At 53.2% G+C, this 13,709-nt stretch carries 9 protein-coding genes and 1 tRNA gene; 5 read left to right on the top strand and 5 right to left on the bottom strand.

What is annotated here, in order from left to right:
- Positions 1 to 12 precede the first annotated feature (12 nt).
- On the top strand, positions 13 to 5,691 hold the full coding sequence (locus EL111_RS10500; protein ID WP_164715652.1) for an LPD3 domain-containing protein: 5,679 nt from the start codon (positions 13 to 15) through the stop codon (positions 5,689 to 5,691).
- Between the two features lie 155 nt (positions 5,692 to 5,846).
- Here the strand turns inward: EL111_RS10500 and EL111_RS04960 are convergent, their stop codons facing one another.
- The 4 genes from EL111_RS04960 to EL111_RS04975 all read right to left on the bottom strand — a co-directional run bounded on the left by EL111_RS04960 (position 5,847) and on the right by EL111_RS04975 (position 8,490).
- On the bottom strand, positions 5,847 to 6,485 hold the full coding sequence (locus tag EL111_RS04960; RefSeq protein WP_123796389.1) for an alpha/beta hydrolase: 639 nt from the start codon (positions 6,483 to 6,485) through the stop codon (positions 5,847 to 5,849).
- A 34-nt stretch (positions 6,486 to 6,519) separates the two neighbouring features.
- Positions 6,520 to 7,146 (bottom strand): Smr/MutS family protein, encoded by a 627-nt coding sequence (locus EL111_RS04965; protein ID WP_123796388.1) that lies wholly within the window; start codon positions 7,144 to 7,146, stop codon positions 6,520 to 6,522.
- Between the two features lie 21 nt (positions 7,147 to 7,167).
- A complete protein-coding gene (locus EL111_RS04970; protein ID WP_123796387.1) occupies positions 7,168 to 7,671 on the bottom strand; it encodes a DUF1841 family protein in 504 nt (167 codons plus the stop codon).
- Between the two features lie 216 nt (positions 7,672 to 7,887).
- A complete protein-coding gene (locus EL111_RS04975) occupies positions 7,888 to 8,490 on the bottom strand; it encodes an MlaC/ttg2D family ABC transporter substrate-binding protein (RefSeq protein ID WP_123796386.1) in 603 nt (200 codons plus the stop codon).
- Positions 8,491 to 8,657: 167 nt separating this feature from the next.
- Between EL111_RS04975 and EL111_RS04980 the strand changes: the two genes are divergently transcribed.
- Together EL111_RS04980 and EL111_RS04985 are read left to right on the top strand one after the other, a co-directional pair.
- Positions 8,658 to 8,742: transfer RNA gene (locus EL111_RS04980), tRNA-Leu, on the top strand.
- A 77-nt stretch (positions 8,743 to 8,819) separates the two neighbouring features.
- Positions 8,820 to 9,953: a methyltransferase gene (locus EL111_RS04985; RefSeq protein ID WP_123796385.1), complete on the top strand. Its 1,134-nt coding sequence runs from the start codon at positions 8,820 to 8,822 to the stop codon at positions 9,951 to 9,953.
- 202 nt (positions 9,954 to 10,155) lie between these two features.
- On the opposite strand, the gene EL111_RS04990 is transcribed toward EL111_RS04985, so the two are convergent.
- A complete protein-coding gene (locus EL111_RS04990) occupies positions 10,156 to 10,782 on the bottom strand; it encodes an NUDIX hydrolase (protein WP_231998423.1) in 627 nt (208 codons plus the stop codon).
- 193 nt (positions 10,783 to 10,975) lie between these two features.
- On the opposite strand from EL111_RS04990, the gene EL111_RS04995 reads away from it, so the two are divergent.
- Both EL111_RS04995 and lolB read left to right on the top strand, forming a co-directional pair.
- The gene (locus EL111_RS04995; RefSeq protein WP_123796384.1) at positions 10,976 to 12,829 is read left to right on the top strand and encodes a tetratricopeptide repeat protein; all 1,854 of its coding nucleotides are present in this window, start codon (positions 10,976 to 10,978) and stop codon (positions 12,827 to 12,829) included.
- 288 nt (positions 12,830 to 13,117) lie between these two features.
- Positions 13,118 to 13,699: a lipoprotein insertase outer membrane protein LolB gene (gene lolB, locus EL111_RS05000; RefSeq protein ID WP_123796383.1), complete on the top strand. Its 582-nt coding sequence runs from the start codon at positions 13,118 to 13,120 to the stop codon at positions 13,697 to 13,699.
- The last annotated feature ends 10 nt before the right edge of the window (positions 13,700 to 13,709 follow it).

A 13,709-nucleotide genomic window follows, 5' to 3' on the forward strand; every position in this document is an offset into this window, starting at 1 on the left:
CTACAAACCGCATTGACCTACAAGCGGGGCAACACCACCCCTACCGACCTGCCGACCGACCGTATCGCACCGACCGCCCGCGAGCGGGCAGCGGCGGCAAGCACGCAGACGGGGCGTGTGGTGGCAGGCAAAGCCGACAGCGTGGACGTATCGGGCAGATATGAGCCGGTAGTGTGGGAATTGCGCGAAGCTTCCGATATGGGGGCAACGGTAAGCAAAGCAGAGAACCAATACCGTGACCGTAACCGTGCAGCCAGCGAGCAGCAAATCAACCATATTGCGGCAAACTTGGATTTCCGCAAAATCAGCGAATCGCCGTTTATGGATTTCGGCGCACCGGTATTGGCCAAAGACGGAGAAACCGTTATCGGCGGCAACGGGCGCGTGGCGGCGGTGAAACAGGCGTATGCTCAAGGTACGGCAGAAAACTACCGGCAGCAGCTTGCCGAACATGCGGCGGATTTCGGCTTTACCCCCGAAACCGTGGCAGCATTCGAACAGCCGGTATTGGTACGCCGTCTGCAAAACGATGTGGACATCAAAAAAGCAGCAATTGCTTCCAACGAAGGCGCAGGCTTGGCCATGAGCAGTTTGGAACTGGCCAAAACCGATGCTTCGCGTCTGCCGCCGTTGCAGCTTTTTACGCATAACGAAAGCGGCAGTTTGAACACCCCTGCCAACCGCAGCGCGATTGCCCAATTTGTCGGCAATTTCCCGCAAAACCAACAGGCAGCCTTGCAGGACGCAAACGGTATGCTTTCGCGCGAAGGATTGCGCCGTTTGGAAAACGCCATGCTGTATCAGGCATACGGCGACAGCCCCGCTTTGCAGCGCATGGTGGAAAGCAACGACGTAGAAAGCCGCAATGTGGGCAACGCCTTGGCGCAATCGGCGGGCGTGGTGGCCGATGCGCGCAACGATATGGCTTATGGCGACTTGTACGATTTGGATATTGCGGCCGACTTGGTACAGGCGGCAGATTTGATTGAGTCGTTGCGTTCGCAGGGGCGCAGCGTGCAGGATTATTTGGCACAGCAGGACTTTGCCGATACCGTGGGCGATACGGCGAAAATGTTGCTGGCGTATCTGGACGGCAATATCCGCAGCGCGAAAAAAATCCGCGATTTGATACACGCCTATTACGGCGAAGTCCGCGCATTGGGCAATCCCAAAGAAGGGGATATGTTCGGCGGAAACGATACGGTAACACGACAACAGCTATTGAGAAAGGCTATTCATGAGCAATCGGGAGACTTTGGAACAGAAACGCAACCGGGAAATACGGGAGCGGATGCAGACGGCGAAACAGGCAACGGCCGGGCAGCAGAAGCAGGCTCTGATGAGGCTGATTTACAATCTGGAACACAATCCGCAGATGGCGCAGGCGATGGAAGCGGCGTTGAAACGGTTGGCGGGGCGGTAAGGCCGCAAGAGACGGACGGGGATTATCTTGCCGATGATGAGGCAATGACGGATGCGGAGCAGGAAGAGTTGTACAACTCGGTAATGTTCAGCCGTTCGGCGATGAAAGACACACAGGCGAATATCCGGCGCGGGCGTGAAAGCATGAACCGTGCGATTGTGGAAAAAGCAGATGTGCACCGTGCGATGTACCGCCAAGATTTGGGTTGGGTGGATTTTGTTTGGGGTAGTGAAGGCCGTCTAAAACCAAACAATAAAACAGTCGGTGCGATGGGCTTGGCGCATATTATTGAATCGCGTATGCGTAAAGATGATATGAGCTATAACGATGTTGTGGAAATGTTGACCGAACGTGTGGTGGATACCATTGCGAAAGGGCATGATTCACAAATTACAGAAAGTGGAAAATCCAAGCGGGTATTTGTTGAATATAACGGAAACCGTGCAACGCTGGTTAAGCATACAGGAAGCAACAGTTGGTTGATGAATGCGTTTGAGTTGCGATCAGACGATGATGCGGCGAGGAGTAACGATTCAACCGAACCTACGCACAACAAGCCTACACGTCATCGTCAAGTTGTGGGAGCGTCTGTCGCTGATTCCAATGTACGCGCAAATGATGTTGATGTCAATGAAATCCACACCCGTTTGCGCCGTGCATTGGGCGGCGAACGGGCGGCTTTGGTGCGGGTAGTGGATTCCAAAACCGCTTTTCCCAAGGATTGGGAAGCCATCATAGCGGGCGGTATCGAGGGCAGCTTTAACCGCAAGACGGGCGAACTGTATCTTTTTGCCGACAACCTGACCCCGGAGCGGGCGGTATGGGTGGCTTGGCATGAGCTGGGGCACAGGGGTTTTGCGGTAAAAGGCAGCCGCGAATACCTGAATACGCTGGATTTGCTGGGGCGCAATGAAACGGTGGCGAAGATGGCAGACAGAATCCAACGGTTGCGACGCGATACGAACGATGCGGCGGCAACGGTACGCAGCGTGGCGGTGGAAGAAGCGGTTGTGGAACTGTATGCGGCACAGCAAACAGGCAACTGGGCGGAAATCGAGACGCGCTACGGGGTGGAAATTTCAGACAGCCTGAAACGCCGTGCGGGTAATTGGTTGAAACGGATTGCCGAAACCTTGCGCCGTGTGTGGGCGATGGCAACGGGCAGACGAGAGGTTTCCGATCGCGAGGTGCTGGAAGCCTTGGCGGATATTCATCGGGATAATACGGCCGAATTGGACGGGGATTTGGGCGGAGATGTGCTGTTTTCCAAATACAGCGATGATGCGGATAAAGTGAATCGTGCGTTTGAAATCATGACAGAACCGTTTGGGGACAGGTTTATCGTAAGCAGAGATTCTTCGCGTATCAGCAATTCAGAATATGTTGAGATTTACGATGCGGAAAATGATGAAGGTTTTAAAGTACGCGTTTCCGACCATTCTTTGCCTGCTCATCATCGTAATCCTTATGAAGCGAAGTTTGAAGTATTTCCGCGCGGCGGCAAGGATACCAACAGTCGCGGTGAAGATGCGAAGTGGCATACCGACGGCAGTTGGGTGGAAGCGGTTGAAAAGGCGGCAGAAATGTTCGGATTGGAAATTCCGCCGCATGTGAAAGCGGTTAAAACCCGCATGGAGAGAAAGGCGGAGCAGGGGGAACAAAGCAAACCTGCAAGAAAAGCAGCCAAACGTAATCCGAACGCCAAGCGGATTAAGGAATTGAAGGCGCGTATTGCCCAATACGAGGAGATGATTTCGTGGAATCAGGGCGAATCGGAAGCGGCGGTAAGCAACCGTAAGTATTTTAGCGAACGCATTGCTGAATTTAAGGCTGAAATGGAATCGCTTCAGGATTCGGGCAGTCGGTTCAGCCGTTCGCATGATGCGGATTTTGCACGCAAGGCGGCGGTGTTGCAGGGAGAGCCGGTGGCAGTTATCAGCGAACGGAAAGCTCCACAAGGATTTAAGGCTTTAAGGGAATGGGCTGCAGGCCTGTTTAAACAGGCGGGTGGTGCGGCAGTTAATCCTGAAGTTGGAGAGATTGCATTAAATGAGCGGGCTGTTCGTGACTCCATTGCACACGGAATGAATCCGTTTAAGGCAGAAGCATTTGCTGTTGTTCCGGAAGTGATTGAACAAGGTGTAGTTATCCATCAGGGCAGAAATCCTGATAATGGTGCGGAGTATGTTTATATCAGCGCACCAGTGATGATAGAAGGGAAAGATGATGTGGTTACGCTGCTGGCAAGAAATACGGGCAGCGGCAGACAGATGTATCTGCATAGTGTGGTTACAAAAGAAAGTATCCTGAATGCCAGTGATACCGAGACGGCTGTAATCAGCCGCGAAACGGGGAAGGTCAATTCAGGATACATAGCCAATATACTCCGTAATTATCTGAATTACAAGCCTGAAACGGAAAACAGTCTTTCCGATATGCGTTTTTCCCGTGCTGACTTGATGACGGAAGAGCAGGTGCGGGAGTTTGCCGAAACGGGGGAAATGCCGCCGTCTGATTCGGTGTGGCAGGATATGCAGCAGGCTTATCGCGACGAGCAGGTGCGCGGGCGGTTGAAAGACGGAATCGTCAGCAAGAAAGACAAGCTGCTGGAAGCGGTGGAAGATGCGGCCATTCAATTGAAACGCTGGGCGGACGGTCTGCCTGATTTGGTGGCCGATGCGCCGATGCGCCAGCTTTTGGAACAGGCTTTCCGCCGCGCGCCGAATATGCGTAATGCGAAGAATCAGGAAATTCAGGTGCGTTTTGTAACGCCGCTGAATAAGGAATTGTCGCGTTTGCAGAAAAAGTACAAGGGCAAGAGCTTGGTTGAGCTGAAAAACCTTGTCGGCTATTGGATGAGCGCGAAGTATGCGCCGACAGCCAACAAGCGGCTGATTGAGCGGGCAGAAGCCAAGGTTGAAGAGGCGAAGGCGGCGTTGGCGAAAAAGGAAACGGCGGCGAATAAGGCGGCTTTGACCCGCGCGGAGAAGGAACTGGCGGAATACCGCGCGTCCATCAGCGGTAAGAAGCAGGGCAAGACGGCGGGCGGTTTCTCTAATCCTGTGGCGGCCAAGGTTAAGGCGGATATTGAGCAGCATATCGAGCTTGCGGACTTGGAGGCGGTGGCCGGCCATGTACGGGGTATGCTGGACTTTGCGCTGGACTTGGATTTGGAAAGCGGTATGATTTCCAAGGAGATGTATGATGAATTTAAGGTAAACGTGGATTATGTGCCGTTTACGGGCAATCCTTACGACCCGCTGAACGGCAGCGATGATGAACGCGATGTGTTGTTCGGCGGCGGCAGCGGGATTAATCAGGCGCGCGACAAGCAGATGAAAGGCCGTGTTTCGATGGCGCAAAACGGTATTGATGCGGCGTTCGGCAGGGTGGCGAAATCCACGGCCAACTACGGCTATGCGGATTTCAAGAACAAGCTGAATACGGTGTATGAGCGTGCGCTGCGCCATTATCTTGATATGGGGCTTGATGAGCATGAGGCCAAGAAGCGCGTGGCGGAGGAAATCGGCATTGCGCGCGCGGCGCGTTCGCCGTTTTCGCGCAATACGGACAATGTGATTTTTCATAAGGTAGACGGGCGTGATGTGGAGTTTTCGTTGCGCCCTGCGGTGATGGCGGGGATTGTGAATGCGAACCGCGAAGAAGTGCCGTCTTTTGTAAAACCGGTTCAGGGATTTACGCGGCTGTATGCGCGCGGGGTAACGCAATTTGCGCCGGCTTTTGCGCCGATGAATGCTTTCCGTGATATTTGGGAAAAAACGGAGATGATCCGGGTAATGGAAGGCTGGAACGAACAAGGCGGAAAGGTGGATATGGATAAGGTGGCGCGGCAGGCTTGGGCGAATTTTACGAAGTCTGCACCGACAACGTTTAATGCGGCGTGGAAGGGGGATTTTTCAGGGAAGGACGGCAAGCTGCTGAAGCAGTTTTTGGATTTGGGCGGGGTATCGACTTACGGGACGATGCTGGCGAAGACGGAAACGGATATGCTCAAGCATGTGGCAAGGGAAAGCGGTACGGCTTTGTCTGTGCTGAAAAAGGGTGTGGAAAGGGTTGAGCAGTACAATCAGATGTTTGATTTGATGCCGGGCTTTTCGCTGTTTAAGGCGTTGACCGACAACGGGGTATCGGCGGAGGCGGCGGCGGTATCGCCGTCTGAAATTTCGGCGGCGAAGTATCTGGGGGCGAAGCTGGCGATGACGGTTACGCCGACGGTTTTTCAGCCGAATTATAGTCATTTAAAATAAGAATGCTACAGCGTTGCTTTGCCTTGCCGTACTATGTGTACTGTCTGCGGCTTCGCTGCCTTGTCTCATTCTTATTTTATTCGACTATACCTGCCCATAAAAAGGCCGTCTGCAAAATCGGATTTGCAGACGGCCTTTGGCGGCTTTCTACTATATTATTTCAATAATGCCGGAGCAAAACGCAGTATGGTATCGCGCAGGGCGATCAGTTTGCCGTGGAAGAAATGTGATGAGCCGGCAAGGGTGATAACGGGTAAGTTTTGCGGCTCCGCCCATGACAGGGCTTTGCTGATTTCGACAACTTCGTCTTCAGCACCGTGAATGAGCAGTGTTTTGGCTACATCGGGAACGGCTTGCGGCTCGGGGCGGTTGGTGTAGTGGTGAACGGCAGGTCCCAGCAGCAGCAGCAGGTCGGGCGTGCGTTGTTGTGCGGCGAAGGTGGCAACGTAACCGCCGAATGAAAAACCGGCCAGTGCAAATTCGGGCGAGTCGGGGTGTTGTGCGCGGGCATAGTCGATAACGGCGATGCAGTCGTCTGTTTCGCCTTTGCCGTAATCGTGTGTGCCTTGGCTGTTGCCGACACCGCGCAGATTGGGCAGATAGCAGTGAAAACCCAGTTGGGTTAAGGCTTTGGCTGCGGTTTGAATAACTTTGTTGGTATAGGTGCCGCCTTGCAGGGGATTGGGGTGATTGATGACGGCGACACCGCGTTCCTGACCTTGTGCGGGCAGGTAAATGGTTTCGAGCAGGCCGGCAGGGCCGGAAATGTTGATGATGTCAGGTTTGTTGAGCATGGTTGTTCCGATGGTGTGGTTGGGTTCGGGGTGGTTATTCTGTTTCGCCGTAGGGACGGTTGCGTTTTAATAAAATCCGCACGGCTCCGTCGTTGTTGGCGCGCGGCTCGACATAGGCCAATACGTCGGGGTGTTGCATCAGCCAGCGGCGGGTCATGTTTTTTAAAACGGGTTTGTAACCTGAGGAGCCGAGGCCGCTGCCGTGTACGATTTCTCCGCATACGCCGCGTTTTTTGACAAATTCGATAAATTCGTTCAACACTTGCTGTGCTTCCTCTTGGGTGTAGCCGTGCAAGTCGACATCGGCGACAACGGTGTAATGGCCGTTTTTCAGGCGTTGGATGTCGTTTTTGCCTTGTCCGTTTTTGCTGAAACTGGGCGGCGGTTCGTCCCAGTCGGTTCCGCCGTGGCCGACATAAAAGTAGTCTTCTTCGGCAAGGCTCTGTATTTCTTGCGGACGGGGTTTGATGGGGGAAGTGTCGCGCGGAGCTTGGTAGCGTCGGGTGTCTTTCAGCGGGGTAACTTCTCCTACCGCTTTGGCAAAGTCAATCTCCGCTTCGGCGCGTTTTTTGGCTTCCTGCTCGACAAGGGCGCGTGCTTCGGCTTCTTTTTTTGCTTGTTTGCCCAAGGCTTTCAGGGTTGCTTGGAAATCCGTGGTCATGATGTGTCTTTCTGTGGGCGGTTATTTCCGCAGGCTGATTTGGTCGGACAATCCGACTTCGTGGGGGTTGATGCGGGCGTTGTCTTCCTGCCCCAAACCGATGAGCCGGCGCAGTCGGGTGATGTAGGCGTTTACGTCTAAGCCTCGGCCGTAGCGTTGGGCTTCCCAAATGGTTTCGACCAAAGCGTCCATCATTTCGTGTTCCGCGCGCAGCCGGTCGCCGTTGTAGCGGCCGCACAGGGTTTGGTGGATATGGCGGATTCCGTGCGGCTGGTCGATGGCCGTCTGCTCTTGTAGGGAAAGGTGCAGCGACATATGCAGAAACGGGTTGGTTTCTCCGCTTTCGGGCTGCCAGTTTTTATCCAAATAATGTTCGATGTCGTCAAGATAGTGATGATATTCGGGGTGTGCTTCGATAATCTTCAGGGCTTTTTGTTGCAGGGCATCAAGTTGCAGCGGTTGGAAACGCTGCTGCCAAACTTGCGCGAAAAAGCGGCGGACATCGGAAGTGTTGACATCGTACATGACATATCCGTTGATAATGGGAACAAGGCCGTCTGCAAAATGCGGGATAGGGTTGCGGCGTATGTATTGCGCCGGAAGGCTGTATTCAGACGGTAAAACAGGCCGTCTGCCGACGGTTGAGCGAGGGCGGACGGCCTGTATTTTAACTGTTTTTACCGTAAGACAACAGTAGGCGCGCGGCATGGGATTTTGCAGACGGCCTGATGCTGTTTGAAGTTACTGCTTTTTCAAACTTTTGGCTTTAACGGCAGCGATGGCGCCGTCGATGCCTTTCTGTTTGATCAATTCGTTGAACTGGTTGCGGTAGATGGTAACCAAGCTCGCGCCGTCCACACGGAAATTGTAGATTTTGTAAATCGAACCGGCAGGATAAAGCTGATAGGCAACTTCGTATTTTTTGCCGTTTTTGGTTTGCAGTTCGGAAAATACATCGAGACGTTTGCCGTTTGCCGTCATTTTGTTCGGCAACAGTCTGACTTTGGCATCGGCCGCGCCAATCAGGGCAGAACGGGCATACATCGAAACCACCATATCTTTGAAGGCCGCGATAAAGTCGGTTTTCTGCTTGACCGAAAAATTCCGCCACGGTGCGCCTACCGCCATTGCGGAAATCCGTTCGTAGTCGAGATAACGGTTGGCATAACTTTCGATTTGTTTGATTTTTTGAGCTTCGCTCAGGGAAGTGTTGCGGGCGATTTTCAAAACGGTATCAATATTTTGCTGCATTTGTGTTTGTGCCGGATGCTGGGCGGCAACGGCATAGGGAGCGATCACGGCAAAAGGGGCGGCCAGCAGCAGGGCGGAAGAAAAGCGGTTCATCAGGTTTCCTTATTGATGGAGGGTGTGTACGGCGGCTATTGTAGGATATGTAATAAAGGAAAAGGTTTAATGCGGTGTAAAACCGCGCAATGCCGTCTGAAAAATTGCGAAAAATACTTTACAAGCGTAAAGATGGTTTATATAATTGCGCCTTAATAATTCCCACCGCCCGGGTGGTGAAATTGGTAGACACAGGGGACTCAAAATCCCCCGCCGCAAGGTGTGTCGGTTCGAGTCCGACCCCGGGCACCAAATATTAAAAACCGCATGAAACATGAAATGATTGTTTCATGCGGTTTTTTCCGTTATCCAGATGAAAAAGTACCGTTATGCCGCATATGATTTCCAGCGACCGCGCCGTCATCGAATGGCGCAATGAAAGTACGCAAAAACCGCCCAAGGCCGCGCTTTATCTGCATGAAGCCGGTGCGGAGCGTATTTTAAAATCTGCTTATGAGCAGACGGCAACGGTGTGGACAGGCGATTTTCACAATGCCAAACAGGTGTTGTCCGCATTGAAAAAGCGCGTCCGCAAGCCTTCGGGAAAGAAGAAAACTGCCGATGTGCAGGATATGCAGACGGCCTTTCACAGCCACCGTATACGGCAGGCGCAGCAAAGCAGGGTATTAAATATGCTGGCGGTGGAAATAGGCGCGGGTTTCGTATTGGATATGCCGCGTGCGCCGGATGTTTCGGCGGCTTTGGCCGATGTGTACGGCGAAGCAAATCACGAACCGTTTTTGCTGCCGCTCAACCAACTTTTGGGCTTTATCGGCGCGCATGAATGGCATAAAAAAGGTATTGCGCTGCCGCAGCTTGGCGGTAGGATTCATGTGCCGTTTGGTGTGTTTTCGCCCATACGCGGCGAATATTTGGATTTGCTGGCCGCCGCGCCGCTGCCGCCGTCTGCAACCGGTATTGAAGGGACGGCATTTGACATCGGTACGGGGTCGGGTGTGATTGCTGCGTTGCTGGCCAAGCGCGGTGTGCCGCGTATTGTGGCGACCGATACTAATCCGAGAGCCGTGGCGGCGGCGCGTGCCAATTTCACACGTTTGGGCTGTGCGGACAAGGTTGATTTGCAGACGGCAGATTTGTTTCCCGAAGGTTGCGCGGATTTGATTGTCTGCAATCCGCCGTGGTTGCCGGCGAAACCGACTTCTGATGTGGAAACCGCATTGTACGACCCCGACAGTGCGATGTTGCGGGGATTTCTCAATGGTGTCCGCAGTCATTTGAAGCCGAATGGTGAAGCATGGCTGGTGATTTCGGATTTGGCGGAACACCTGAGTCTGCGCGAATCTGGTTTTCTGGCGCGCTGTTTGCAGACGGCCTTATTGGAAGTGGTTGATGTTTTGCAGACCAAACCGCAACACGCCAAGGCATTTGACGGGAACGATCCTTTGGCATTTGCCCGCAGCAGGGAAACGACTTTTCTGTACCGTTTGAAAGCTGCCGACTGAAGGAAATTTGCGGTTTGAGGCCGTCTGCAAATTAAGGTCTTCTGCAAATGGCTTTAAGCGGCTACAGAGCTACGCGCATTGTTTTCTGATGAATGGGAAAAGTGTGGCAGATATTTTATCGGAAGCTGCCGCGCTTGTTTGGCGGTTGCCAAAACAGGATGTAAACATATCGGAAATCGTCGAAAGCTCAGACGGCATAAGTTCAGACGGCATATTGACGATGATGTTGATAACGCTCTGCCAAGCCGTAGAGGATAATGGCCGTCAACCCCCAAATGTCGTAATGCAGATAAGGCAGCGTGGGCGAAGCAAGGTTGCTGCCGTTGAAATGCAGTATCCGTTCGGCATAATTTTCGGGGTTGAGGACAACGGATAAGGGGATATAAAAAATTTCGGCAACTTCATTGCTGTCGGGCAGCAGCAGGGGCGGTTGCGCGGCGGTGTAAATGGCGGGGACGGGGTGTACCTCGTAGCCGGAGGGTGTGTAGTGAGGCGGCAGCTGCGGAAAAGTCTGCCAAGCGGCTGACGGAATGCCAGTTTCTTCTTCGGTTTCGCGCAATGCGGTTTGGGTAAAGTCTTTGTCGTGTTTTTCACGTCCGCCGCCGGGCAGGGAGATTTGTCCGGTATGGTGGCGGAGCTGTTCGGAGCGGCGGGTCAGCAGCAGTTGCCATTGATTGCCGTCGTGAAGACAGGGCAGCAATACGGCGGCTTTGCGTGCGCGTTCTGGATTGCTGTCGAGCAGCCGGTTTCGCAATGCTTCCAAAGAGGCGGGATATGTGGCGGCGCAGTTGAGAAAGGCGGCAAGTTGCGGCTGGGTCATGCTTTTCATGATGATGCGTCCGGGTGGTGGCAACAACCGAATATTACCTTAGGTTTACGTTTGCCGAAATCCATAAATCTCCGGCTTGTGATAAAGTTGCAGCGATAAAGGCCGTCTGTAAAACGGAAGTTTTGCCGGAAATGGGAACATCATTGCGGCATGCGGATATTACGGACGGTTGTTTGAACGATAAGGAAGAGTTATGTGGTTTGCCTGTTCGCGCCTTAAGGTGCTGGTGGCGGCGGTTGGCATGATGTTTGCGGTGCAAGCATCGGCTGCCGGTGAGAATCTGCCGAAAATCGATACTGAAATTAAAAAAACTTCTGAACGTAAAAGCCGTTTGACTCCCGAACAGGCCGAGGCGGAGCGCAAACGCCGTGCGGAAGTATCCAAACGCTCCAGCCAGTTGTTTACTTTACTGGGCAGCGAAATAGCCTTGCAAAAAGGTAATCCGGCCATGGCATTGGCCACCCATATGGCCATGATTGACCGGACAGGCTCGCCGGAAGTTGCGGAGCGGGCGTTGGAAATGGCGGTTTCGCTCAATGCGTTTGAACAGGCAGAGGCAATTTATCAAAAATGGCGCAAAATCGAGCCGGAACCGGGTGAAGCGCAACGGCGTATGGGTTGGGTGCGCGGCTTGCTGGCAGGAGATGCGGGTCAGACCATGAGCGGCTTGGAAGATGTATTACGCCATGCCAATGAGGAGCAGACCCAACGGATCTTCCTGCTGCTGGCACAGGCTGCCGTGATGCAGCCCGGATTGGCGGAAAAAGCGGTCAAGGAAGTGCACAAGGCAGCGCGCAACTATCCGAATATGCCGGAAGCTGCGATTGCCGATGTTATTTACAGCGCGCAAAACGGCAAAGAGCGTCATGCTGTGGCGGCATTGCAGAAGTTGGCGGCGTTAGACGAGGAAGTCTTGCCGCCGACTTGGCTGACTTTGCGCCTGATGGCACAACGCAATCCCGAAGTGTTAAACCGTTTTTTTGCTGAAACGGATACGCAGAATCTTTCTGTGGTATGGCAGGAGTTGGAAATCAGCAGTTTGGTGGCGCAGGGACAGCAGGATAAGGCATATGGCCGTCTGCAAACGCTGTTGGAGCATAATCCGAATGCGGATTTGTATATTCAGGCGGCATTTTTGGCAGCGGCGCGGGAAGACGGTGGCGCACTCGATAATTATTTGGATAAAGCCTACCGCTTGGGCACGGCGGAGCAGCAAAGCCGTGCGGCGGTAATCGGTGTCATGCGCTACGCCGAATTGAAAGACACCAAGCAGGCGAAAGTATGGATAAACCGAATCAGCGCGCCGGATTATGTATTTGACAAAGCAGTATTGAATGCCTCAGTTGCCGCAGAATCCGGCGATTATCGGACGGCGTTCGCCGAAGCACGCCGCGCCCGAAAACTGCCGTCGAAACAGGGGCGGTTTTTCGGCAGTGAAGAGTTGCAAAGAGTGTATCTGTTTGCCTTGTCGCAGCACGACAAACCGCGCGAAGCCTTGATTGAATTGAATGCGCTTGCCGCCCAAGCGGCCAAAAAACCGGAATCGGCCGGATATTTGCCGGATATTCTGTACCAGCGGGCATTGGTATATGAGCGAATCGGGGAGCATGGCAGAGCCGTTGCGGATTTGCGCCGTTATGTGGAAATTAATCCCAACAGCGCAGCCGGCATGAATGCGCTGGGTTATACTTTGTTGGTGTCTCCGAAACATACACAGCATTTGGAAGAAGCCTTCTCCCTGATTCAGGCCGCCTACCATTTGGAACCCGAATCGGCGGCGATTAACGACAGCATGGGTTGGGCATATTATCGCAAAGGAGATGCCGAGGCGGCGCTGCCATATTTGCAATATGCCTACCGTGAAGAGCCTGATGCCGAAGTTGCCGCCCATTTGGGAGAGGTGTTGTGGCAGACCGGCGCGCGCGAGCAGGCGGAAACAGTTTGGCTGGACGGCTTGCAGCAGCGCGGCAATACCGCATTGTTGAAAAATACCATGCAGCGTTTCGGCGTAAAGATACCGAAGGCAGCCGGAAACAAGCATAAATAATGGTTAAGGCCGTCTGTAAAAGTAAATGTGCAGACGGCCTTCGCGGGCAATTTTATAGTCATTTAAAATAAGAATGCTACAGCGTTGCTTTGCCTTGCCGTACTATGTGTACTGTCTGCGGCTTCGCTGCCTTGTCTCATTCTTATTTTATTCGACTATATTTGCATTGGAGCTTTGCCTGTAAAAGAAAGAAAATCAAGCGGCAATATTTCTGATTTGTTATCATCAGGCCGTCTGCAAATCGAATGGTTTTACAGACGGCATATCCTGTACCGATACGGAATACTTATGAAATTCAAACTACCCATCATGCTGGTAACTTTACTGCTGGCAGCCTGTACGACGACCGGTTTGCCGCAGCAGGGCGGTTGGCCGGCTGCAGATGATGTCGGCAGCTTTACGGCCGCCGGCAGGCTGGCGGTGAAAGTGGAAGAAAAAGGTTCGTATGCCCATTTTGATTGGACCTACCAAAACAAAGTGCAGACGATTAATGTCAATACCCCGCTGGGTACGACAGTCGGACAACTCTGCCAAGACGCGCAGGGTGTGCTGGCGGTGGACGGTAAAGGCAGAATTTATCAGGCGGATACAGCAGAAGAGTTGAGCACGCTGTTGCTCGGCTTTGAGCTGCCGGTTCAGCATCTGTATATTTGGGCAGACGGCAAACGTGTGGCCGGTGCGCCGTATCAGTTATTGGCAGACGGCCGTCTGCAACAGTTCGGCTGGACGATAAACCGCAGCGTTACCGAGGAAAACAAACCGAGGGTATTGCAGTTGGCAAACGACAAATTATCGGTTCGGCTGGTGTTTGACGAAGTGGATATGCAGCCGCCGTATAGTGCACAAAACAGTTGTGCGGCACGCACTTGAGAGACAAAAA

Origin of the sequence: Neisseria animalis (assembly GCF_900636515.1) — a bacterium.
GTDB classification, from domain to species: domain Bacteria; phylum Pseudomonadota; class Gammaproteobacteria; order Burkholderiales; family Neisseriaceae; genus Neisseria; species Neisseria animalis.